The 21,373-nt window shown below is 65.8% G+C and carries 23 protein-coding genes; 16 read left to right on the top strand and 7 right to left on the bottom strand.

Features of this window, described 5'->3' with window-relative positions; genetic code table 11:
* Positions 1-387 precede the first annotated feature (387 nt).
* The 4 genes from egtB to Q7V46_RS11750 form a co-directional block, all read right to left on the bottom strand.
* Entirely contained in the window at positions 388-1,722 is a 1,335-nt protein-coding gene (gene egtB, locus Q7V46_RS11765) for an ergothioneine biosynthesis protein EgtB (RefSeq protein WP_370690336.1), read from the bottom strand.
* Entirely contained in the window at positions 1,719-2,831 is a 1,113-nt protein-coding gene (locus tag Q7V46_RS11760) for a PQQ-dependent sugar dehydrogenase (RefSeq protein ID WP_370690339.1), read from the bottom strand. The genes egtB and Q7V46_RS11760 overlap by 4 nt, the downstream gene beginning before the upstream one ends.
* Positions 2,832-3,113: 282 nt before the next feature.
* A complete protein-coding gene (locus tag Q7V46_RS11755) occupies positions 3,114-3,680 on the bottom strand; it encodes an NnrU family protein (protein WP_304913731.1) in 567 nt (188 codons plus the stop codon).
* 85 nt (positions 3,681-3,765) lie between these two features.
* Positions 3,766-4,644, bottom strand: a complete 879-nt coding sequence (locus Q7V46_RS11750; RefSeq protein WP_304913730.1) for an NUDIX hydrolase — start codon at positions 4,642-4,644, stop codon at positions 3,766-3,768.
* Between the two features lie 208 nt (positions 4,645-4,852).
* On the opposite strand from Q7V46_RS11750, the gene Q7V46_RS11745 reads away from it, so the two are divergent.
* The 12 genes from Q7V46_RS11745 (at position 4,853) to Q7V46_RS11690 (ending at position 17,476) form a co-directional block, all read left to right on the top strand.
* Positions 4,853-6,058, top strand: a complete 1,206-nt coding sequence (locus Q7V46_RS11745) for a serine hydrolase (protein ID WP_304913729.1) — start codon at positions 4,853-4,855, stop codon at positions 6,056-6,058.
* A 361-nt stretch (positions 6,059-6,419) separates the two neighbouring features.
* Complete coding sequence (locus tag Q7V46_RS11740) at positions 6,420-7,184, top strand: FadR/GntR family transcriptional regulator (protein WP_304913728.1); 765 nt, start codon at positions 6,420-6,422, stop codon at positions 7,182-7,184.
* Positions 7,181-8,104 (top strand): L-threonate dehydrogenase, encoded by a 924-nt coding sequence (ltnD, locus tag Q7V46_RS11735; protein WP_304913727.1) that lies wholly within the window; start codon positions 7,181-7,183, stop codon positions 8,102-8,104. Before Q7V46_RS11740 ends, ltnD begins: the two co-directional genes overlap by 4 nt.
* Positions 8,101-9,378 (top strand): 3-oxo-tetronate kinase, encoded by a 1,278-nt coding sequence (otnK, locus tag Q7V46_RS11730; protein WP_304913726.1) that lies wholly within the window; start codon positions 8,101-8,103, stop codon positions 9,376-9,378. Before ltnD ends, otnK begins: the two co-directional genes overlap by 4 nt.
* Positions 9,375-10,052, top strand: coding sequence for an aldolase (locus Q7V46_RS11725; RefSeq protein WP_304913725.1), 678 nt, complete (start codon positions 9,375-9,377; stop codon positions 10,050-10,052). Before otnK ends, Q7V46_RS11725 begins: the two co-directional genes overlap by 4 nt.
* A 21-nt stretch (positions 10,053-10,073) precedes the next feature.
* Complete coding sequence (gene otnI / locus Q7V46_RS11720; protein WP_304913724.1) at positions 10,074-10,871, top strand: 2-oxo-tetronate isomerase; 798 nt, start codon at positions 10,074-10,076, stop codon at positions 10,869-10,871.
* Between the two features lie 7 nt (positions 10,872-10,878).
* A complete protein-coding gene (locus Q7V46_RS11715; protein ID WP_304913723.1) occupies positions 10,879-11,997 on the top strand; it encodes an NAD-dependent epimerase/dehydratase family protein in 1,119 nt (372 codons plus the stop codon).
* A gap of 61 nt (positions 11,998-12,058) precedes the next feature.
* Positions 12,059-13,030, top strand: a complete 972-nt coding sequence (locus Q7V46_RS11710; protein WP_304913722.1) for a TRAP transporter substrate-binding protein — start codon at positions 12,059-12,061, stop codon at positions 13,028-13,030.
* A gap of 167 nt (positions 13,031-13,197) precedes the next feature.
* A complete protein-coding gene (locus tag Q7V46_RS11705) occupies positions 13,198-13,689 on the top strand; it encodes a TRAP transporter small permease (RefSeq protein WP_304913721.1) in 492 nt (163 codons plus the stop codon).
* A gap of 80 nt (positions 13,690-13,769) precedes the next feature.
* A complete protein-coding gene (locus Q7V46_RS11700) occupies positions 13,770-15,095 on the top strand; it encodes a TRAP transporter large permease (protein WP_304913720.1) in 1,326 nt (441 codons plus the stop codon).
* Between the two features lie 16 nt (positions 15,096-15,111).
* On the top strand, positions 15,112-16,545 hold the full coding sequence (locus Q7V46_RS11695; RefSeq protein WP_304913719.1) for an aldehyde dehydrogenase family protein: 1,434 nt from the start codon (positions 15,112-15,114) through the stop codon (positions 16,543-16,545).
* 169 nt (positions 16,546-16,714) lie between these two features.
* Entirely contained in the window at positions 16,715-17,476 is a 762-nt protein-coding gene (locus Q7V46_RS11690) for an SDR family oxidoreductase (protein ID WP_304913718.1), read from the top strand.
* Positions 17,477-17,497: 21 nt separating this feature from the next.
* On the opposite strand, the gene Q7V46_RS11685 is transcribed toward Q7V46_RS11690, so the two are convergent.
* Positions 17,498-18,064 (bottom strand): pyridoxamine 5'-phosphate oxidase family protein, encoded by a 567-nt coding sequence (locus tag Q7V46_RS11685; RefSeq protein WP_304913717.1) that lies wholly within the window; start codon positions 18,062-18,064, stop codon positions 17,498-17,500.
* Complete coding sequence (locus tag Q7V46_RS11680; RefSeq protein ID WP_304913716.1) at positions 18,054-18,218, bottom strand: hypothetical protein; 165 nt, start codon at positions 18,216-18,218, stop codon at positions 18,054-18,056. The genes Q7V46_RS11685 and Q7V46_RS11680 overlap by 11 nt, the downstream gene beginning before the upstream one ends.
* A 190-nt stretch (positions 18,219-18,408) precedes the next feature.
* Between Q7V46_RS11680 and Q7V46_RS11675 the strand changes: the two genes are divergently transcribed.
* The 4 genes from Q7V46_RS11675 to Q7V46_RS11660 all read left to right on the top strand — a co-directional run bounded on the left by Q7V46_RS11675 (position 18,409) and on the right by Q7V46_RS11660 (position 20,305).
* A complete protein-coding gene (locus tag Q7V46_RS11675; protein ID WP_304913715.1) occupies positions 18,409-18,921 on the top strand; it encodes a cupin domain-containing protein in 513 nt (170 codons plus the stop codon).
* A gap of 113 nt (positions 18,922-19,034) precedes the next feature.
* Positions 19,035-19,430: a tautomerase gene (locus Q7V46_RS11670; RefSeq protein WP_304913897.1), complete on the top strand. Its 396-nt coding sequence runs from the start codon at positions 19,035-19,037 to the stop codon at positions 19,428-19,430.
* A gap of 65 nt (positions 19,431-19,495) precedes the next feature.
* Positions 19,496-19,915: a VOC family protein gene (locus tag Q7V46_RS11665; protein WP_304913714.1), complete on the top strand. Its 420-nt coding sequence runs from the start codon at positions 19,496-19,498 to the stop codon at positions 19,913-19,915.
* 27 nt (positions 19,916-19,942) lie between these two features.
* Positions 19,943-20,305 (top strand): nuclear transport factor 2 family protein, encoded by a 363-nt coding sequence (locus tag Q7V46_RS11660; RefSeq protein ID WP_304913713.1) that lies wholly within the window; start codon positions 19,943-19,945, stop codon positions 20,303-20,305.
* 71 nt (positions 20,306-20,376) lie between these two features.
* Here Q7V46_RS11660 and Q7V46_RS11655 read toward each other — a convergent pair whose 3' ends face one another.
* A complete protein-coding gene (locus Q7V46_RS11655; RefSeq protein WP_304913712.1) occupies positions 20,377-21,366 on the bottom strand; it encodes an NAD(P)H-binding protein in 990 nt (329 codons plus the stop codon).
* Positions 21,367-21,373: the final 7 nt, after the last annotated feature.

Below are 21,373 nucleotides of genomic sequence, written 5' to 3'. Positions count from 1 at the left end.
GGGGCACCAAGGGTCCGGCTCCGCCGGCCCAACGTGCCGTCCCCCCTCCAAGCGCCGAAGGCGCGCCAGAGAGGGGGGAAGCCGCGTCAGCAGCGCAGGGGAGAGTTCCAAAGAGCCTCCGGCGAGAGATGCCTCAATCCAGGGCACCCGTGGAACCGGCTTGCCGGGCCACAGGGTGCGTCCCCCCTCCAAGCGGCAAAGCCGCGCCAGAGAGGGGGAAAGCTGCGTCAGCAGCGCAGGGGGGAGTTCCAAAGAGCCACTGGCGAGAGATGCCCCCATCCAGGGCACCCGTGGAACCGGCTTGCCGGGCCACCAGGTGCGTCCCCCCTCCAAGCGGCAAAGCCGCGCCAGAGAGGGGGGAAGCCGCGTCAGCGGCGCAGGGGGGTGTCACTCACTCCTTGCCAGCCGCAGCCCTGTGAACTGCCAGCGCGCGTCGGTGGGAAAGAAGTTGCGGTAGCTGGCGCGGATGTGCGAAGCTGGCGTGGCACACGAACCGCCGCGCAGCACGTACTGGTTCACCATGAACTTGCCGTTGTATTCGCCCACCGCACCCTCGGCTGGGGCAAAGCCGGGGTAGGCGCTGTAGCTGCTGGCGGTCCATTCCCACACATCACCCAACATCTGCAGCAAACCCGGGGTGTCGCTTCGTGCGGGCATGGGGTGCAGCGCGTCCGATTCCTGGAAATTGCCTTGCAGTGGCAGGGAAGCGGCGCTGGCCTCCCATTCCCCTTCCAGCGGCAGGCGTGCGCCAGCCCATTCGGCGCGCGTGACAGATGCCCAACGGGCATAGGCGTCGGCTTCGAAATAGCTGATGTGGGTCACCGGCGTGTGCGGGTCCAGCGGCACAGCGCCGTGCAGGGTGAACACGCGCACCGGTTCGCCCGTATCGCTGGGCAAGGTCCAGTACAGCGGCGCCTCGATGCGCTGGCTGCGCACCCAGTCCCACCCACTTGAGAGCCACCAATGCGGGTCGGTATAGCCTCCATCGTGCACAAATTCCAGCCATTCCCCATGGGTGACCGGGCGGTTCATGAGCGCGTACGGCGCCAGCCATTGCCGATGCCGCGGTGTTTCGTTGTCAAAGGCAAAACCGCCACCCGCATGGCCGATGTCGACCAGGCCACCTTCGTTTTCCACCCAGCGTGCCGGTACCGCCGAGACGCGGGCCAAGGGCCAGGCAGGCAGGTAGGCGGGCTGCAGCGGATTGATGGACAGCAGGTGCTTGAGGTCGGTGAGCAGCAGTTCCTGGTGCTGCTGCTCGTGATGCAGGCCCAGTTCGATCCGGCGCAACGCGTCTTCGCAGTCGGTCTCTGCAATCAGCCGCAGCATGCGTTCGTCGACCTGAGCGCGCCACGATTTCACGCCTTCCAGATCCGGCCGGGTGACCAGGCCCCGCTGGTGCCGGGTGAACTGTTCGCCCACGCCGTTGTAGTAGCTGTTGTAAAGCACCCGATACGCCGGATGGAAGGGTTGAAAGCCGGGCTCGAAAGGCTCCAGCAAAAAGGTCTCGAAAAACCAGGTCACGTGTGCCAAGTGCCATTTGACCGGGCTGGCGTCAGGCATGGACTGGGCCTGGCAATCTTCCGAAGAAAGCGGTGCGGCCAGCGCCAGGCTGCGTTCTCGCACTGCCTGGTAATGGCGTGCCAGCGCGGTGCGCTTGGCTGACACAGCGGCAGCGGGGGCACCTGGGCGGCGACCGGCCGGCGCCTGCGGACGTCTCACGACCCCGCTCCGGTCGGTGGACGCAAGCGCAGCAACTCGCCATCGCTGGCATCGGTCAGCAGGTAGATGAATCCATCCGGCCCCTCGCGCACATCGCGCACGCGCTGGCCGAGATTGGTCAGCAGCTTGTCTTCCTTCACCACCCGCGCGCCGTCGACCTGCAACTTTGCCAGGTAGCGGAACTTCAGCGAGCCCACCAGCAGGCTGCCCTGCCAACCTGGGCCGTACATGTCGGTGGTCACAAAGGCCATGCCCGAAGGCGCGATGGACGGCGTCCACTGGAACAGCGGTTGTTCCATTCCGGCCTTTTCAGTGATGCCGTCGCCGATGGCGCCACCGCCGTAGTTCTCCCCGTAGGTGATCACTGGCCAGCCGTAGTTTTTGCCCGCTTCGGCGCGGTTGACCTCGTCACCGCCCTGGGGCCCGTGCTCATGGGTCCACAGACTCCCGTCCGACCCCAGGGCTGCACCCTGCAGGTTGCGGTGGCCGATGCTCCAGATTTCAGGCAAGGCACCGCTGCGGTTGAGAAACGGATTGCCCGGGTGCGGTGTGCCGTCGGGTTGCACGCGGACCACCTTGCCGTGGTGGTTGTCCAGCGTCTGTGCGTCCTTCATGCGCTGGTAACGATCGCCGAGCGTGAGGAACAGGCTGTTGTCGGCTGCCTGCACGATGCGGCAGCCAAAGTGCAACCGGCTGCTGACTTTGGGTTTCTGGCTGAAGATGACTTTCAAGTCTTCGAGCCGGCTTGCATCGGCCGAAAGCCGGGCTGAGGCCAGCGCAGTGGAGTTGCCGCCCGGGCCAGGCTCGGAATAGCAGAAGTGCACGCGACGGTTGTTCTCGAAATCACGATCCGTGATCAGGTCGAGCAAGCCGCCCTGCCCCACGGCCTCCACCTTTGGGACACCGGCGAGTGGCTCGCTGAGCTGGCCGTTGGCCTGGACCACGCGCATGCGCCCCGGCCGCTCCGTCACCAGCATGCGGCCATCGCCAATGAAAGCCACGGCCCAGGCGTTCTGCAGGCCCTTGGCAACCACCTCGGTGGTGACGTTGGGCGAAGCAGCCGGTGCTTGTGCCAGTGCCGGTGCGGCCAACAGCGAGGCGCCGATCAGCCATAGCGCGTCACGCCATGGGGCAAGGGGAGAGGGAAGACGGGCAGCTGGGGTGGCGGTGAAATGGGTCAAATCGGTCTCCTGAAGGCCAAACACAGCATGGGTGGATGCCGACAAGGGGCGTGGGTTCCCCCGGCAGGCAACTTCAACAGGTTCCGCGACCCGGTATCGGTCTTCTTTCTATCACCCCGGAGCCGGATCTGCAGCGCATGTGAGTGCGCAGTCCAGGGCGCCGCCCCCTTGAGGGATTCGCGCAAAGCGAGGCGGGGGTGATTCGTGACCTCAGCCGAAGGGGCGCACACCAAACAGCCAGGCGTGCGCCCAGACCACGAACAGCACATAAATGGCCAAACCCGCCACCACGGCAATCACGTCGTTCAAGGTGCTGCCATTGCGCTGCGGCGTGGCGCCCCGGCGTTTGACCGAAATGCGGTCGGCCACGGCCCACGCCAGAAAGCCACCGAAAAGCAGCACATCCGCGAGGGTGCCGTTCGCGAGCAGGTGAGCCAGGGCCCAGAACTTCACCGCCAGCAACATGGGATGTTTGGCGGTTCGCTGTATGCGTCCGGGCAGGTAGGCAGCGGCCAGCAGCACAAACACCGGCAGCATCAGCAAGGCCGCGAGGTGTCGAAAACCAGTGGGCAGGGTGTACAGCAGCACCGGCGCTTCCCGGGCCTGCGCATAGCCGTAAATGATGAGCACGAAGCCGGCCAGCGCAACAAGCGAATACAGACCCTTCCATGGGCCTTCGCCAAGCCGCTGCACCAGCCGGTCACGGCCGCCGCGCGCGACGATGGACACCGAGTGCACCCCGAGAAACAGAACCAGTCCCGCGATCAGCATCCACATGCGCTACTCCTAGTTGGGCACGATTGTGCCGCGCAGCGGATCTTCCTGCACACAGGTGGTTGAGCGCATCCTCGCGGTGTGTTTTTCAAACGAACAATGCCGCCAACCCACCGTCGGGCTCGAACCGCTGGTTCCGGTAGATCAGCCGTGTCGGCCCTGGCCAGGCGCGATCTGCGCAACTGTGTGACGGATCGCCGGGATAACAGATCACCCGCTGACCATCCACGTCAAACGGCTCGGGTGCGATCAGCACCGGTGCGCGGCTGCGGGCGGCCGCCTGAACCTGTGCCACGTCGGCCAGTCCGCCGAGCTGGCACAGGCTCATGATCTGAGGCGGTGCCAGATCGATCTCACCCGCCCAGAACCGCTCCAGTCCCGCGCGGGGAGAAAGCCACACCGCCTCGGTGGCTTCAAAGGTGCAATGTTCGGCCTCCTGGTCCGAGGGAGCCACCGCCATGAAAAAGCGCGTGTCGAAACGCTTGTTGGTCACCGAGGGAACGCGCGGCGTGACCCAGCGAGACCAGGGAAGCAAACTCGACACCGGCAGCACCAGCCCCAGCGCCTGCACCGCATCACCAAAAGCCGTGCCATTCTGAGTCTGTTGGCGCAAGCGTGCCACCAGGCCTTGTGCGCCTTGCAACCCCAGCAACAGACCGCATTCTTCAAACGTCTCGCGCAGCGCCGCCACGTGCAGACCGACGGCGGTGCCGGCGTCCAGGTCGGCTTCTCCCAGGGCCTGCAGGCAATCGGCCACCGGCCGGTCCAGCGCGGCAGCGGCCACCTGCCGATCGGCAGCGTCGAGCTTGCCCCCGGGAAACACATGCACGCCACCCAGCACGCCGGAGTTGGCATGGCGGCGCACCAGCAGCACCTCCAGACCTCGCTCACCGTCACGCACCACCATCACGGTGGCGGCCGGCACCGGCGGGGTGTTGACGATGTCGGAATTGATTGCGAGAGCCATGCCGTGATTGTCCGCCAGCAGCCAGCTCGAGGAGGCTGCATGGGAGACAGGACCCGACGGAATCTGCGTGCAGACCATAGACCGGCTGGATCGTTGGCCATCGGGGCGTCGCCTGCAACCGGGCCTTGGGGTCACCGGGTGGGTGTCTGCGTACCTATCGACAGGTTCTTTAAGATGCATCGATCGCAAGCAACCACCCTCCGTCCCCATGACCCAGAATCCCGCCAGCCTCTCCGCACTGCAGCTGCCCCTGGCCGAACCGGCAGAGCTGGGCCTGTGCCCCGACCGCACACGCCGCCTGATGGATGTGTTGCTCGACGAAAATGCGCGCGGTCGCCTGCCGGGCGCGGTGGCGGTGCTGGGGCGGCGCGGCAAGCTCGCACTGATGGAAAGCCTGGGCCAGCTCGACCCGGCCACCGGCGCGGCCATGACGAACGACGCGATCTTCCGCATTTATTCGATGACCAAACCCATCGTGTCGGTGGCGGTCATGATGCAGGTGGAACAGGGCCGTGTGCTGCTGACCGACCCGGTGGCCAGGCACCTGCCCGAGTTTGCCGATCAACAAGTGGCTGTGGAGCGCAATGGCGAGGTGCAGTTGCAACCCGTGACCACGCCTGCCACGGTGCAGGACCTGCTGCGCCACACGGCCGGCCTCACCTATGAGTTTCTGGGTGCTGCGCACGTGCAACGCCTGTATGCGCAAGCCCAGATCGCTTCGCGTGAGCGCAGCAACGCCGAGTTCAGCCGCACCCTGGCGGCCATGCCGCTGTTCCTGCTGCCAGGCACCCAATGGGGGTACAGCCGCGCCACCGACGTGCTGGGCCGTCTGCTGGAAGTACTGACCGGGCAGACGCTGGGCCAGCATCTGAAACAGGCCATCTTCGACCCGCTGGGCATGGTCGACACCGCCTTCGTGGTGCCCGAAGCCGACCACCACCGCATCGCGGAACCTTATGCACACGATCCCGATGGCGGCGTTCCGCTGCGGGTGCTCGAGCCGCGCAAGGCGCCCGCCATGGAGAGCGGCGGTGGCGGCCTCATGTCCACAGCCGCCGACTACGCGCGCTTCCTGCAGTTCATGCTCAACAAGGGCGAACTGGGTGGTACGCGCCTGCTCGGCTCCCACACCGTGGCGCACATGACGGCCGACCACCTGGGCAGCATTGCAGGAGACGGCATGCTGCTGCAGCCCGGCCACGGGTTTGGCCTGGGCTTTGCGGTGCGCACCGCAGCCGGCCTGTCCACGCTGCCCGGTTCGGTCGGCACCTACCACTGGGGCGGTATAGCCGGTACCACCTTCTTCGTGGACCCGGCTGAAGATTTCTTTGGCATCCTGCTGGCCCAGGCGCCGAACCAGCGCGATCACTTCCGCCAGCTTTTTCGCACGTTGGCCTACGCTGCGTTGGAGTAAGCACCCCCTGCGCCGCTTCGCGGCTTCCCCCTCTCTTGCGCCTTCGGCTTGGAGGGGGACGGCACCCTCAGCCCGGCATAGCCGGTTCTGCGGTGCCCCTGGAACAGATGTCCGCGTCCAGTACAACTCGCGCTCCGGGAGGGTTCTCCCATGCGATGGTTCTTCGGTGCCCCTGGGAAGGGTCACTTCGCACGCTGCGAGCCTGACTCCCGGGGAAATTCCACTTTGCGTCGCTTCGCGTCGGGTCCCTTGCCGCAGGCGAAAGCGCATCGGGCGCATCCAAGGGAAAACCCCGACCGACAATCTCGGTCAAATTTGTATGATGACCATATAACCAGACAATGAGACCACCCATTCCCCCATGAGCGACGCCCTTCAAGCGCCCGAACGCCTCACCGACAAGCTGGCTGGCCTGCTGATGCAACGCATCGAGTCGGGTGATCTGGCGCCCGACGAACGTCTGCCTACCGAGCAGAAGCTGTCTGAGCAGTTCGGTGTGTCGCGCACCGTGGTGCGTGAAGCGGTGAGCCGGCTGAAGTCCATCGGCCTGCTCACCTCGCGCCAGGGCGCTGGCGTGTTTGTGGCGCCGCGCCACCAGGCCCGTGCACTGGCGTTCGACCCTTTGGTGGTCACGTCGATGGAAAGCGTGTTGCAGGTGGTGGAGGTCCGGCGGGGGCTGGAGGCCGATGTGGCCGCACTGGCCGCACAGCGCATGACACCCGAGAAGGCCAGCACCATTGCCGACGCGCTGGCCCAGCTGGAAGCCTGCCCGCCGCAAGGCGCCGAAGGGGTGGAGGCCGATCTGGCGTTTCACCGCAGCATCGCTCGCGCCACCGAAAACCCGCACTACGAACGCCTGCTGGGTTTTCTGGAGCAGTACCAGCGCGAGGCCATGCGCGTGACCCGCACCAACGAAGCGCTGGACAGTGGCTACATGGTGCAGGTGCGCGAAGAACACCGCGCCATTGCCAAGGCCGTGATGCGCGGCGACGCAGCGGGCGCGCGCCAGGCCGCCATGCTGCACATGCACAACGCGGCGCAACGCATTGAAAACGCCGATCCGCCCATCCGTCGCGCCCTGGGTGCGCTGCTGGCTCCTCCTTCCACCGGTTCCACATCTTCATGAGCAATCCTTCTTCTCTCACGCTGGGCGTCGTCGGCCTGGGTTCCATGGGCATGGGCGCAGCCCTGTCTGCACTGCGCCAGGGCGTACCCACCTGGGGCTGCGACCCGCGTGCCGAAGCGTGCGCCGCGTTCGAGCAAGCTGGGGGCCGTGCCACTGCAAGCGTGGCGGAACTGGCCGCCCAGTGCGACGTGGTGCTGGTGCTGGTGGTCAATGCCGTACAGACCGAGGACGTGCTGTTCGGCGCGCAGGGCGTGGCCTCCAGCCTGAAGCGCGGCGGCGTGGTGGTGTGCTCGGCCACAGTGGACCCGGCCCTGCCCCCGGTGTGGGAACAGCGCCTGAGCGAGACCGGCCACTGGCTGATCGACGGACCGGTGTCGGGCGGCGCCAAGAAGGCCGCTGCGGGGCAGATGACGGTGATGGCCTCTGGTCAACCCGAAGCCTTTGCTGCCGCCGGCAGCGTGCTGGAAAGCTTCGCCGGCAAGGTCTACCGACTGGGCGACAAGGCCGGCATTGGCTCCACGGTGAAGATGGTCAACCAGCATCTGGCGGGCGTGCACATTGCCACCGCCTGCGAAGCGATGGCCCTGGGCATGCGCGCCGGTGCTGAGCCGCGCCAGCTGTACGAGGTGATCTGCAATTCCGCCGGCATGAGCTGGATGTTCGAGAACCGCGTGCCGCACATCCTGGACGGCGACTACACGCCGTTGTCGGCGGTGAACATCTTCGTAAAGGACCTGGGCATCGTGCTGGATGCCGCGCGCCAGCTCAAGTTTCCCCTGCCACTGGCCGCTGCTGCGCACCAGCTGTACCTGTCCACCGCCGCCATGGGTCTGGGTGGCGAAGACGATTCTGCGGTGGTGAAGTACTACGCGCAGCTGGCCGGCATCGAACTGCCAGCCAACGTCAAGGCCGAAGCATGATCCTCGGCGTCATCGCGGACGACTTCACCGGCGCCACCGATGTGGCCAGCATGCTGGTGCGCGCCGGCATGCACACGGTGCAGGTGCTGGGCGTGCCCGAAGGCGAATTGCCGCAGGCCGACGCGGTGGTCATCGCGCTCAAGACCCGCACCATCGGACCGACCGATGCGGTCGCACAGAGCCTGTCCGCACTCGCCGCCCTGCGCGCCGCCGGCGCACGGCAGGTCTACTTCAAGTACTGCTCCACCTTCGACTCCACGCCGCAGGGCAACATCGGCCCGGTCACCGACGCGCTCATGGCCGCGCTCGGCACCGACTTCACGATCGCCTGCCCCGCCTTCCCGGAGAACGGCCGCACCGTGTTCCGCGGTCACCTGTTCGTGGGCGATGTGCTGCTGAGCGATTCGGGCATGCGCAACCACCCGCTCACGCCCATGACAGATGCCAATCTGGTGCGGGTGCTGCAGGCGCAAACATCTCAAACCGTGGGCCTGCTGCGTCACGATGCACTCGATGGTGGCGCATCCGCCGCGCAGGACCGCATCACCCAGTTGCGCAAGGAAGGCGTGAAGATCGCCGTGGCCGATGCGACCAGCAACGCCCACCTGCTGACCCTGGCCGAGGCCTGCGCCGACCTGCCCTTGCTCACTGCCGGATCGGGCGTGGCCCTGGGTCTGCCACCCGCCTACGCAAAGCGAGGCTGGTTCACACCCAAGGCCAACGCTGCTGACCTGGACCGTCTGCAAGGCCCTGCCGCCGTGGTCTCGGGTTCGTGTTCGGAAGCCACCAACGCGCAGGTGGCGCAGTGGCTGAGCGCCGGCCGCACCGGGTTTCAGATCGACCCTCTGGCGCTGCACGAAGGCCGACAAACCGCCGTCGCGGTACTTGCACATGCCCTTGAAGCGCTGATTCAAGGCCCGGTGCTGGTCTACGCCACCGCCGCACCTGACAGCGTGCGCGCCGTGCAGCAGGCGCTGGGCGTACAGGCGGCGGGTGATCTGGTGGAACATGCGCTGGCCCACATCGCAAAGGGTTTGGTACAGGCCGGCGCGCGCCGCCTGGTGGTGGCCGGGGGCGAAACCTCCGGCTCGGTGGTGCAGGCCCTGGGTGTGCAGCAGTTGCGCATTGGTGCCGCCATCTGCCCCGGCGTGCCGTGGACACAATCCGCATTGCCTGACAACGGCGAAGCGTTGCAACTGGCGCTCAAGTCGGGCAACTTCGGCGGTGTCGATTTCTTCGCGCAAGCCCTGCAACAAGCGGGAGTGGCACTGTGAGCCAGCCCTGGCCAGACTCACAAAACGCCGTGCGGGCCGACATCGCCCGCGTGGGCGCCAGCCTGTTCCAGCGCGGGCTGGTGCACTCCACCGCCGGTAACATCAGCGTGCGCCTCACGGCTGAACAGGGCGGCGGCTTTCTCATCACGCCCACCGATGCCTGCCTGGGATTCATCGACCCGGCACAACTGGCCTGGGTGAGCGGAGACGGCACCGCACTGGCCGGTGCGCGCGCCAGCAAAACCCTCACCCTGCACCGCCGCATTTACGCCGCCGCGCCCGATGCGCACTGCGTGCTGCACACCCATTCCACGCATCTGGTGGCGCTCACGCTGCAAGGCGTCTGGCGCCACAACGACATCCTGCCGCCGCTCACCCCCTACCAGCTGATGAAGGTGGGCCATGTGCCGCTGGTTCCGTACCGCGTGCCGGGCGATGCGAGCGTGGCCGACGACGTCGCCGCCCTGATTGCCAATACCCTGCGACCACTGCATGCCGTGATGCAGGACCGCCTGGGTCCCACCGTGTGGCACGACAGCCCGGGCAGCGCCATGGCCCTGCTCGAAGAACTCGAAGAAACCGCGCGCCTCTGGCTGCTGACCGAGCGCCGCCCAGAACCCTTGACCGAATCGCAGATTGCCGAACTTCAGGCCCGATTCACCACCCTCTGGTAACCCGAAACATCAAAACACAGCATGCCTCGCTTCGCCGCCAACCTGACCATGATGTACACCGAGGTGCCGTTCCTCGACCGCTTCGGCGCAGCCGCGCGCGACGGTTTCGACGCGGTGGAGTACCTCTTTCCCTACGAGCACACGCCGGCCGAGATCGCCGTGCGCCTAAAGGCGCATGACCTCACACAGGCCCTGTTCAACCTGCCGCCGGGCGACTGGGTCGCCGGCGAACGCGGCATGGCCTGCCACCCGGGGCGTGAAGCCGAATTCGCCACCGCACTGGAACGGGCCATCCCCTACATCGAAGCCACAGGCTGCCAGCGCGTGCATGCCATGGCGGGTCTGGTGCCCGCTGGTAGCGATGCGGCCTCACAGCGTGCCTCCTATGTCGCCAACCTGCGCCGCGCCGCCGCGCGACTGGCCCCACTGGGCGTGAGCCTGCTGATCGAGCCCATCAACAGCCGCGACATGCCGGGCTACTTCCTCAGCTTGCAGCAGCAGGCACACGACGTGCTGGCCGAGGTGGGCGCACCCAACCTGAAGGTGCAGATGGACTTCTACCACTGCCAGATCATGGAAGGTGACCTGAGCAAGCGGCTGCAGAAGCACTTTGCCGGCGTGGGTCACATCCAGATCGCTGGTGTGCCCGACCGCCACGAACCCGACCACGGCGAGGTGAACTTCCCGCACCTGTTCGACCTGCTCGACAGACTGGGATTTGAAGGCTTCGTGGGTTGCGAATACCGCCCCAAGGCCGGTACCAGCGAAGGCCTGGGCTGGCTGCACCTGTACCAGGCTTCACGCAAAACCCCTGCATGACCACCGCATGAACATCCTCATCACCGGCGGCGCCGGCTTCCTCGGCGACCGCCTCGCCCGCACCCTGCTGCAGCAACGCACACTGCGCGGCCAGCGCATCGAACAACTCATGCTGGCCGACCTGGTGGCCCCGCGCGACGCGACCCTGCTGGCCGACCCCCGCGTGCGCCACCACACCGGTGATCTGCTCGCAGAAATTCCCGCCCTTTTCGCACAGCGCTGGGACGCGGTGTTCCACCTGGCCTCGGCCGTGTCGGGCGAATGCGAGGCCGACTTCGACCTCGGCCTGCACGCCAACCTGGACACCACGCGCCGCCTGCTCGATGCCTGCCGCGCGCAGACACTGGCGGGCCATGCGTCGCCGCCGGGCCGCCCCATGGCGGCGCAAGCCCCCTCGGCGGGCAGCGAACCTCACGCAGCGGGGAGCGTCGGGGCCTTCGAACCACCCCTGTTCTTCTTCTCCAGCTCGGTCGCGGTGTTCGGCAGCGACGCCGCCCTGCCCTTGCCGGATGTGGTGCGAGATGACACCCTGCCCACGCCGCAGGGCAGCTACGGCATCCACAAGTTCGTGTGCGAACAGCTAGTGGCCGACTACACCCGCAAGGGCTTCATCGATGGCCGCGCGGCGCGCCTCATGACCGTGTCGGTGCGCCCGGGTCGCCCCAACGGTGCCGCCTCGGGCTTTTTGTCTGGCCTTTTCCGCGAACCCCTGGCGGGCCAGCCCAGCGCCTGCCCGGTGGACCTGGACACGCGCGTGGCGCTGTCTTCCCCGGCCAACACGGTGGCCGGCATCATGGCCGTGGCCGAAGCCAGCCGCGAGGCCTTTGGCGGACGCACCGCGATCAACCTGCCCGCGCTCACCGTGAGCGTGCGCGACATGCTGGCCGCCCTCGAAGCCCTGGCCGGGCCGGAGGTGATGAGCCTGATCACGCACGTGCCCGACGCCGCCATCGTCAACATCGTGTCGGCCTGGCCGGCGCGTTTTGAGAGCATTCGCGCTCCGCGCCTGGGCCTGACGGCCGACGCCAGCTTCACCACCGTGCTCCAGCAGTACGTGCAAGACCAGCCCGATGCGGTGTGCCACCCGCAGGCCCGTGCAAGGCTGGGCCTGCCACCGCTGCGCTGAAGCCCCACATTTTTTTGCGTTCCCCTGTTCCCTTCCCCTAACCACAACGGAGACACCGTCCATGAAACAACTCATCAAACCCATCGCTCTCGCCGCCATCCTGGCCGCCTCGGGCGCCGTGCAGGCCCAGACCGTGCTGAAGATCGGATACGCCACCTCGGCCACCTCGCACTACGGCGTGGGCTCCACCGTGTTCTGCGAAGAAATGGAAAAGGGCACACAAGGCCGCTACAAGTGCCAGCAGTTCCCCAACTCGGCGCTGGGCGGTGAACGCGAGCAGATCGAAGCGGTGCAACTGGGCACACAGGACATCGTCAACACCTCCACCGGCCCGCTCGGCAACTTCGTGCCGGAAGTGAAGATCGTCGACATCCCCTTCCTGTTCCGCGACTACGACCATGCCCGCAAGGTGATGGACGGCCCCATCGGCCAGGACCTGCAGAAGAAGATGGAAGCCAAGGGCCTGATCAACCTGGCCTGGACCGAAAACGGCTTCCGCCACATGACCAACAGCAAGCGCGCCATCAACCAGGCCACCGATGCCAACGGCCTGAAGATGCGCACCATGGAAAACAAGGTGCACATGGACGGCTACAAGACCTTCGGCATCCTGCCCACGCCCATGGCCTTCCCGGAGCTGTTCACCGCGCTGCAGCAAGGCACGGTTGACGGACAGGAAAACCCCATTCCAGTGATCCTGGCGTCCAAGTTCTCGCAGGTGCAGAAGCACCTGTCGCTGACCGGCCACGTGTATTCACCCGCCGCCTTGATCCTCTCGCCTGCCGTGTGGAGCAAGCTGTCCGCCGCCGACAAGGCCGCTTTCACCGACGCCGCCAAGAAGGGCGCCGCTGCCCAGCGCAAGAAAGTCAACGACGACGAGAACAACGGCATCGCCCAGCTCAAGAGCGAAGGCATGCAGGTGGTCGAGAAGGTCGACGGGGAGAGCTTCCGCAAGGCCGTAGCACCTGCCTACGCTGCCTTCGCGAAAGAGTTCGGTGCCGACAAAATCGCTGCCATTCAAGCTGTGAAGTAACGCCCCCTGCGCCGGAAGGACAGACTCGCCCTCTGCGCCGGGCCTTCCGGCCCGTATTCCCCCCAGGGGCACAACACCTTGGGCCGGCGGAGCCGGACCCTTGGTGTGACTGGATTTCACTTCCCCTCGCTCGTCGAGGGCCTCATTTTCTGTAGCGCCACCAGCCCATGAAATCCTTCATCCTTGCCATCGACCGCCATGTCACCGGGCTGTGCCTGTCGCTGGCCTGCGTCATCCTGGCCGTGATCTCGTGTCTGGGGATGTGGCAGGTGGTGACGCGCTTCGTTTTTTCGCAGCCGTCCACCTGGACCGAAGAGGTCATGCGACGGCTGCTGATCTGGATGGTGATGCTCGGCACCGTGGTGGCCCTGCGTCAGGGCGCCCTGATCTCGGTCGACCTGATGCTTCGCGTCTCGCGCGGCGCGTGGCGCACCACCGTGCGCTGGATCATCACCCTGGTGAACACGGCTTTCTTTTCGGTGGTGCTGTGGTTCGGTGTTGACCTGGTCTGGCGCGTGCGCTTCCAGACCTTTGCCAGCCTCGACCTGTCGATGGCCTGGGCGTATTCGGCCATTCCTGCGGGTGCGCTGCTCGCGCTGCTGGCCACGGTGGCCCACCACGCCGATCCCAAACACGAAGAGCTGGCCACCGCGCAATGAATTTGCGCCATGAAGCCGCGCAGTGAAGCCCACCTCCCCATGACTCTCTTTTCCACCCTGATTACCGCTGGAACACCGCCATGCCTTTGACCCTGCTCGTCACCATGCTGGTGTGCTTCGCCTTCAGCATTTCCATCGCCGTGGCCATTGGCGGCTCGGCCGTGCTGGGCATTGCGCTGTTCGACAGCCGGCAGCTCATCCTCGTGCCCAAGGAGATGTTCTCGGCCATCGACAAGTTCCCGCTGGCCGCCATTCCCTTCTTCATCCTGGCCGGCAATCTCATGGAAAAGGGTGGCATCTCGCGCCGGCTGGTCAACTTCGCCAAGTCGCTGGTGGGCGGTGTGCAGGGCGGCCTGCCCATGACCTGCGTGCTCACCTGCATGATTTTCGCGGCTGTGTCCGGCTCGTCGGTGGCCACCACGTTCGCCATCGGCTCCATCCTCATTCCGGCGCTGGTCAAGCACGGCTACCCGGTGGGCTACGCGGCCTCGCTGCAGGCCACGTCGGCCGAGCTGGGCGTGGTCATTCCGCCATCGATCCCGCTGATTCTGTTTGGTGTGGCCGCAGAAGTCTCCATTGGCGAACTGTTCATCGCCGGCGTGGTGCCTGGACTGCTGATCGGCGCATCGCTGATGCTGTTCGTGCACCTGTGGTGCCGCTTCAAGGGCCTGGGCAAAAACGACGGTGATGACCGCCTGGGCATGTTGCCTGCCACCCGCGACGCGGGCTGGGCGCTGTTGATGCCGGTGGTCATTCTGGGTGGCATTTACGGTGGCATCTTCACGCCCACCGAAGCCTCGGTGGTGGCCGTGTTCTATGCGCTGATCGTGGGCTTTGTGATCCACCGCGAACTCACGCTCAAAGGTATCGTCACCGTGCTGCGCAAATCGGTGCTGTCCAGCGCGGTGATCATGTTCATCATCGCCAACGCCGGCTTGTTCGCCTTCCTCATCACGCGCGCCGGCATCCCGGACGCGATTGGCATGTGGCTGACCGAAATGCTGCGCTCGCCCGCTTACTTCCTGCTGGGTGTGAACGCGGCGCTGTTCGTGATCGGCATGTTCATCGAGACCTCGGCCGCCATCATCGTGCTCGCGCCCATCCTGGTGCCAGTGGCCATCCACTTCGGTGTGGACCCGGTGCACTTCGGCATCATCATGGTGGTCAACCTGGCCATGGGCATGATCACGCCGCCCTTCGGCGTGAACCTGTTCGCCGCCTGCACCGTGGCCAAGATCTCGCTCGACCGCATCGTGGGCCATCTGCTGCCCTTCGTGCTGGTCATCATGGGTTGCCTGGCCCTCATCACCTACCTGCCGTCCATCTCGCTGGCCCTGCGCGATGCGGTGTTTGCCAAGCCGCCAGTGGTCGAACCCGTGATCGGGCCGAGCATCGGGCCTCAATGACAGTGAAAGCATCTCCATGGCACTGAACCACATCGCCAACACCGCCGTGCGCTCGGCCTCGGGCCAGACGCTGCCGGTGATTGACCCGGCAGACGGCCAGGCCTATGACACCATCGAGCGCAGCAACGCGGTTGATATCGACGACGCCGTGCGCGCCGCCCGCGAATGTTATGAGCGCACCTGGGCGCGCACCACCGCCGCCGAGCGCGGGCGCCTGCTCATGAAGCTGAGCCAGAAGGTGGCCGAGCACGCCGACGAACTCGCCGCCATTGAACAGCGCGACTGCGGCAAGCCCGTGGCACAGGCCAAAGCCGACGCGCTGGCGCTGGTGCGCTACTTCGAGTTTTACGCTGGCGCGGGCGACAAGCTGCACGGCGACACCATTCCCTACCTCGAGGGCTACAGCGTGCTCACCTGGCGCGAGCCACACGGCGTGACTGGCCACGTGGTGCCCTGGAACTACCCCATGCAGATCTTTGGCCGCTGCGTGGGTGGCGCGCTGGCCGCCGGCAATGTGTGCGTGGTCAAACCGTCGGAAGACGCCTGCCTGTCGCTGCTGCGCGTGGCCGAACTGGCAGTGGAAGCCGGCTTTCCTGCGGGCTGCATCAACATCGTCACCGGCTACGGCCACGAGGTGGGCGACGCGCTGGCGCGCCACCCCGGCATCGACCACATCAGCTTCACCGGCAGCCCACGCGTGGGCACGCTGATCCAGCAGGCTGCCGCCGAGCGCCACTGCCCGGTGACGCTGGAGCTGGGTGGCAAGGGGCCACAGATCGTGTTTGCCGACGCCGACATCGACGCTGCCCTGCCCTTCATCGTCAACGCCATCGTGCAGAACAGCGGCCAGACCTGCAGCGCTGGTTCGCGTCTGCTGGTGGAACGGTCGCTGTATGAGCCCTTGCTGGAGCGGCTGGGCCAGCGCTTCACCGAGCTGCGCGCTGGCCCCCCCGCCATGAACCTGGACCTGGGCCCGCTGATCCGCCAGAGCCAGATGGAGCGTGTGCAGGGATTCCTGGCGCAGGCCGAGGCCGATGGCATCGCCACCGTGGCACAAGGCCGCGTGGTGGCGGAGGCCGCGAGCGCCGGTTTCTACGCCGCCCCCACCCTGCTGCGCGACGTGCCGGCAGACCACCGGCTGGCGCAGGAAGAGGTGTTCGGCCCGGTGCTCTCCGCCATGGCCTTCGACGACGAAGACCACGCGGTGCAACTCGCCAACGGCACGTCCTTCGGCCTGGTGGCCGGGGTGTGGACGCGCGATGGCGGGCGCCAGTTCCGCATGGCCAAACGCGTGCGCGCGGGCCAGGTGTTCATCAACAACTACGGTGCCGGCGGCGGCGTGGAGCTGCCGTTTGGCGGTGTGAAGTCTTCCGGCCACGGGCGCGAAAAGGGCTTTGAGGCGCTGTACGGGTTCACGGTCTTGAAGACAGTCGCCATCAAGCACGGTTGACCCCAAGGACTGACTACCCCCCGCGCCGCCTTCGGCGTCACCCCCCTGGAAGGGAGGCGATGCCTGTGGCCCGGCAAAGCCGGTTCCACGGCATCTCTGGATGGAGGCATTTCACTCCGCCGAGACCATCATCTCGATCAAGTTTCTTCGTTCATAGGAGTTCAAATTCATGCGAGTCAAAGACCTTTCCATCATCGTCACCGGCGCAGGCAGCGGCATTGGTGAAGGCATTGCCAAACGCCTGGCCGAAGAAGGCGCGGCGGTCGTCGTCAACGATGTGAACACCGAACAGGGCGAGCGCGTCACGGCCGAGATCGTGGCCGCGGGGGGCAAGGCTTTTTTCTGTCGCGCCGACATGACCCGTTCCGACGATGTGAAGGCCCTGGTGGCTGCTGCCGTGGAAGCGCATGGCCGGCTCGACGTGATGGTCAACAACGCCGGGTGGACACACAAGAACCAGCCCGCGCTGGACGTGCCCGAAGACGAGTTCGACCGCTGCTACGCGGTGAACGTGAAGAGCATCTACCTGTCCACCCTTCACGCCGTGCCCGAATTCCGGCGAACCGGCGGCGGCGCGTTCATCAACATCGCCTCCACCGCCGGCGTGCGCCCGCGCCCGGGGCTCACCTGGTACAACGGCTCCAAGGGTGCGGTCATCACCACCAGCAAGTCGCTGGCCGCCGAGTTCGGGCCCGACAACATCCGCGTCAACTGTATCAACCCGGTGATGAACCCCTTCACCGGACTGGGCGCCTCGTTTGCCGGCGGCGAGCCGACCGAAGAGCGGCTGAGCAAGTTTCGTTCGGGCATTCCACTGGGGCGCTTCTCCACCGCGCTCGACGTGGCCAACGCGGTGCTGTACCTCGCCAGCGCGGAAGCCGCTTTCATCTCGGGCGTGTGCCTGGAAGTGGATGGCGCGCGCTGCGTCTGAAGCAGCAACACACACGTGCGTTCAGGGGACGAGGTGCTCCACGCCACCCGGCGTGATCCGCCTTCGCTGATGCGGGCCGTCGCGCCCCAGTGCCAGCCAGTCGATGGCCAGCACCTGCGCCACCAGCACCGTCAGATGGTGCGCGTCGCCAGGCGCATCCGCCTGCGCTTCTGAACCCGGCAGCGGCTGCCCCGGCGCGGCAGGTGCGAGGTAGTCGCACGCCGCCGCCGACCGAGCGATCCGTTCCCAGGCCGCCGCCACCTCGGCGCCGCTGTCCAGCACCTGCATGGCCACCCTCACCCGCAACTGCCAGTTGAGCGGTGCGCTCCAGAACACCAGCACCGCCTGCAGGCTGGCTCGCAACTCAGCCACCTTGGGGCTGCGCCCGTCGGTGAACACACGCAGTTCGCCGCGCTGCTGATCGGCCCCGCGCAGCACCACCGTGCGCGCCTGCGGTGTGTGGTCGCTGCCCACCGTGGCCAGCACCGGCGTGCGCCAGGCGTGATCACGCTCCCGCGTGGCGCGTTCCAGTTCGTGCCAGATGCGACCGATCAGCGTGTCGCCTGCCAGGGTGGCCTCAGTCGGCATCCGGCACGCGCTCTTGGTGCGCCGTCTCGGCGTCATCGCCTGCGGACTCTGGGCGGCACATGGTCTGACCGTTCCAGCGCTGGCCGCACCAGCACAGACCGTTTTCGTCAATGATGCAGGTGCCAGTGCCGCAGCAGCGTTCGTCTTCTTGCATGGGATCTCCGTAGGTGGCGTGACGCGCACAGCGCGCAAATGCGTTGCGTATTCTCCCGCCCCCGCGTACCGTGTGCGGCAAATGCTTGCCTTGACCCGTAGCCGACTGAGGTCAGGCGATGCCAGTGGACTTGACGCACCCGAGACCGGCGTTAGAGTGAACAGGCACACACCGCCACCCAGGAGATGCCATGTCCAGCCCCCACGACGACCCGCACCATGCCGCCGAAAATCACCCTGGCGATGCACCCTGGAAGCACGACGGTGTGCGCGTGGTGCCGGGCAACCAGCTCGACGGCAAAGTGCCCAGCACCCCCGGCATGGACCGCAAGGCCGCCATCAACTTCGCGCGCGTGGGCGCTCAAAAGCTGTGGGCCGGCACCGTGACCATCCACCCCGACGCGAAGACCGGCGCCCACCACCACGGTCCGCTGGAGAGCGTTATCTACGTGGTGAAGGGTCGTGCGCGCATGCGCTGGGGCGAAAAACTCGAATTCACCGCCGAAGCCGGCCCCGGCGATTTCATCTATGTACCGCCCTACGTGCCCCACCAGGAAATCAACGCCAGCCCCACCGAGGTGCTGGAGTGCGTGCTCTGCCGCAGTGATGGCCAGGCGGTGGCAATCAATCTGGACATCGAGCCGGTGGAGAAGCCGGAGCAGGTGCTGTGGGTGGACCCGACGCATCCACATGGGGGTGTTTGAGCCTCAAGCGTTTGGCAATCTATCTGGCTGGGTGTCGGTTGGAGAATGCTGAAGAATATCTTCTACAGTCGGCCACGACCGGACATTCGCTCACTTCGTTCAATCGATTTTTTATGCCGTACCTTCAGTTAGACGTGACCTGCAGCTATTCCGTAGGCGACAAGAAGCGGTTGGCCGCGGCGATGAGTGAAACCTACGCGCGCATGATGTCCGTGGACATTCGGCGAATCAGCGTCGCCATCCGTGAGCTGGGCGAGGGCGGGGTGTGGCGAATTCCAGAGATAGGGGACGAGCCGACTCCCGTCTCAATGCTTATGTTGGACATCCGCAGAGGCCGGCCCGCCGAGCTGCGAATGCAAGTAGCAAAGGCCCTCTGCCAGCACTGCGTTGACATTCTCGGCCTGCAAGAGAACCGACTCAACGTCGAGTTCACTCAGCACGACGGGGACGAGATGTACCACCCGGCGCTTGGCGGTTACAGCCCAGACTGGAAGCCCGGCGAGGCGTGAGACAGCTCTGAGAGCCTGAGGCCGAGACCGGCTACAGTCGGCCAAAAACAGACATTCGACCACCAATGCAGCAGTCACTCGGCTTGGTTTCGCTTGTAGTACGCGACTATGAAGAAGCACTCGATTTCTATGTCGGCAAACTTGGCTTCGAACTTGTCGAAGACACGCCCATACCCTCGCAGGAAAAGCGATGGGTTGTAGTTCGTCCGCATGGACATGCAGGAGCTTGCCTGCTGTTGGCACGGGCCTCGTCAGAGAGTCAACTGGCCGCCGTGGGCCAGCAGACCGGTGGTCGTGTCTTCCTCTTCCTCTATACAGATGATTTTTGGCGCGACTATGAACGGTACAAGACTGTCGGGGTCGAGTTCACTCGAAATCCTGAGGAACAGGCGCAGGGCACTGTGGCTGTGTTCAAAGACTTGTATGGCAATCTGTGGGACCTGTTGCAACCGAGTTCGAAGAACAAAAGTTGGCCACACAAATGACGAGAGCAGCCACGCAAAGGAGAAGTCATGACACCGCGGGAGCTTGTGTTCGCCTGGGTGGAAGCGTTCAACCGTGCAGATGTTGATGCCCTTACAGAGATGTATACGGAGGATGCAACGAACTATCAGGTGGCCGAATCTCCTGTTGTAGGGCGCGCGGCAATCCGCCAGATGTTCGAGTCTGGATTCGCATTGGCCAATATGGAGTGCATCGTCGAACAAGTCCTGGAGGATGGCGAATGGGCAGCACTCGAATGGCGCGACCCGCTTGGGCTGCGCGGTTGCGGCTTCTTTCAGGTGCGTGATTCGCACATCGTGTTTCAACGGGGATACTGGGACAAGTTCAGCTTTTTGCGCGCTCAGGGGAAGCCAGTCCCGGACGTGTTGTAGTGCAAGTGCGGCGTCCGCTCCGGGCCCAAAGCTGGCGGTCGAATCAGCTTCCTTGATCGCGCGAATAGATCTCAGAACACCGCATGATCCCCCCGCTCCGGCGCAGCGGCCCCGTGCACCAGTTGCTCGCAATACGCCCACAGCGTTTCGCTCCCAGTAGAAGGCGTGGCCGCCGCGTCGTACCGACCAGCCTCCGCGTCCCACACCAGCATGGATTCTGTGGCGTAGTAGCGGCCAATGCGTGCCAACTTGGCCTTGTCTGCCAGCGCGGGCACCACACGCCCCGCCACGCCGAGCCCGGCAATGATGCCGTCCAGCAAACCCACCGGCACCTGCCTGAAACGGGCCGGCTGGCCCAGCAACTTGAACAGGTGTTCACCCAGCGCGCGCGGCGTGATGGCCTCACCCGGCCCGCCAATAGGCAGCACGCGGTTGTGCAGGTTGGCATCCATCAGGCAAGCCGCCAGATAGTCGGCCAGATCGCCGTCGCTGATGGGCTTGCAGGCGGTGAGCGTGCCGTCGCCAAACACCAGGTAGGGCTTGCCCTTTTTCACGCGCTCCACCTGGCCGCACAGCGACTTGAAGAATGCCGTGGGGCGCACGATCGAATACGTGAGGCCGGACGCGATCAGCGCCTTTTCAAACGCAAGCTTGGCGTGCTGGAACGCCAGCAAAGGCTTCTGCACGCAGATGGCCGAGAGCAGCACCATGTGCGCCACGCCGGCCTGCTTGGCGGCGGCCAGCACGTGCAGCTGGGCCTGGTGGTCGATGGCCCAGGCGTCGCGTGGGGTGCCGGTGCGCGATGCCAGGCACGACACCACCGCGTCGAAATGCTCGCCCTGAAAGCCGTCTCGGACCAGCGAGACCGGGTCGGTCACGTTGCCCACCCGCACGGTGGCGCCGGGCCACAAGCGCTCACATTCCTGTGGCGCCAAGCGCCCGCCCACCCCCGAGTTGGGGCGAACAAAACACACCACCTCGTGCCCGTGCCGCACAAGCGCGAGCACCGTGGCGCGGCCAATGGTGCCGGTGGCGCCGATGCAGAAGACCCGTTGCGCCATGCGTGAT

It is taken from the genome of Hydrogenophaga sp. (assembly GCF_030651625.1).
In the GTDB taxonomy this organism is placed as follows: domain Bacteria; phylum Pseudomonadota; class Gammaproteobacteria; order Burkholderiales; family Burkholderiaceae_C; genus Hydrogenophaga.
This window is presented reverse-complemented; position numbering and strand designations above follow the sequence as displayed.

What these genes read in the sequence shown, in the direction of transcription:
- Q7V46_RS11665 (WP_304913714.1), top strand. Translation starts at nt 19,496, where the DNA reads ATGCAGCAGTCACTCGGCTTGGTTTCGCTTGTAGTACGCGACTATGAA.
- Q7V46_RS11715 (WP_304913723.1), top strand. Translation starts at nt 10,879, where the DNA reads ATGAACATCCTCATCACCGGCGGCGCCGGCTTCCTCGGCGACCGCCTC.
- Q7V46_RS11740 (WP_304913728.1), top strand. Translation starts at nt 6,420, where the DNA reads ATGAGCGACGCCCTTCAAGCGCCCGAACGCCTCACCGACAAGCTGGCT.
- Q7V46_RS11745 (WP_304913729.1), top strand. Translation starts at nt 4,853, where the DNA reads ATGACCCAGAATCCCGCCAGCCTCTCCGCACTGCAGCTGCCCCTGGCC.
- Q7V46_RS11675 (WP_304913715.1), top strand. Translation starts at nt 18,409, where the DNA reads ATGTCCAGCCCCCACGACGACCCGCACCATGCCGCCGAAAATCACCCT.
- Q7V46_RS11685 (WP_304913717.1), bottom strand. Translation starts at nt 18,064, where the DNA reads ATGCCGACTGAGGCCACCCTGGCAGGCGACACGCTGATCGGTCGCATC.
- Q7V46_RS11670 (WP_304913897.1), top strand. Translation starts at nt 19,035, where the DNA reads ATGCCGTACCTTCAGTTAGACGTGACCTGCAGCTATTCCGTAGGCGAC.
- Q7V46_RS11690 (WP_304913718.1), top strand. Translation starts at nt 16,715, where the DNA reads ATGCGAGTCAAAGACCTTTCCATCATCGTCACCGGCGCAGGCAGCGGC.
- Q7V46_RS11655 (WP_304913712.1), bottom strand. Translation starts at nt 21,366, where the DNA reads ATGGCGCAACGGGTCTTCTGCATCGGCGCCACCGGCACCATTGGCCGC.
- Q7V46_RS11705 (WP_304913721.1), top strand. Translation starts at nt 13,198, where the DNA reads ATGAAATCCTTCATCCTTGCCATCGACCGCCATGTCACCGGGCTGTGC.
- Q7V46_RS11660 (WP_304913713.1), top strand. Translation starts at nt 19,943, where the DNA reads ATGACACCGCGGGAGCTTGTGTTCGCCTGGGTGGAAGCGTTCAACCGT.
- otnI (WP_304913724.1), top strand. Translation starts at nt 10,074, where the DNA reads ATGCCTCGCTTCGCCGCCAACCTGACCATGATGTACACCGAGGTGCCG.
- Q7V46_RS11695 (WP_304913719.1), top strand. Translation starts at nt 15,112, where the DNA reads ATGGCACTGAACCACATCGCCAACACCGCCGTGCGCTCGGCCTCGGGC.
- Q7V46_RS11680 (WP_304913716.1), bottom strand. Translation starts at nt 18,218, where the DNA reads ATGCAAGAAGACGAACGCTGCTGCGGCACTGGCACCTGCATCATTGAC.
- Q7V46_RS11755 (WP_304913731.1), bottom strand. Translation starts at nt 3,680, where the DNA reads ATGTGGATGCTGATCGCGGGACTGGTTCTGTTTCTCGGGGTGCACTCG.
- Q7V46_RS11700 (WP_304913720.1), top strand. Translation starts at nt 13,770, where the DNA reads ATGCCTTTGACCCTGCTCGTCACCATGCTGGTGTGCTTCGCCTTCAGC.
- ltnD (WP_304913727.1), top strand. Translation starts at nt 7,181, where the DNA reads ATGAGCAATCCTTCTTCTCTCACGCTGGGCGTCGTCGGCCTGGGTTCC.
- Q7V46_RS11750 (WP_304913730.1), bottom strand. Translation starts at nt 4,644, where the DNA reads ATGGCTCTCGCAATCAATTCCGACATCGTCAACACCCCGCCGGTGCCG.
- otnK (WP_304913726.1), top strand. Translation starts at nt 8,101, where the DNA reads ATGATCCTCGGCGTCATCGCGGACGACTTCACCGGCGCCACCGATGTG.
- Q7V46_RS11710 (WP_304913722.1), top strand. Translation starts at nt 12,059, where the DNA reads ATGAAACAACTCATCAAACCCATCGCTCTCGCCGCCATCCTGGCCGCC.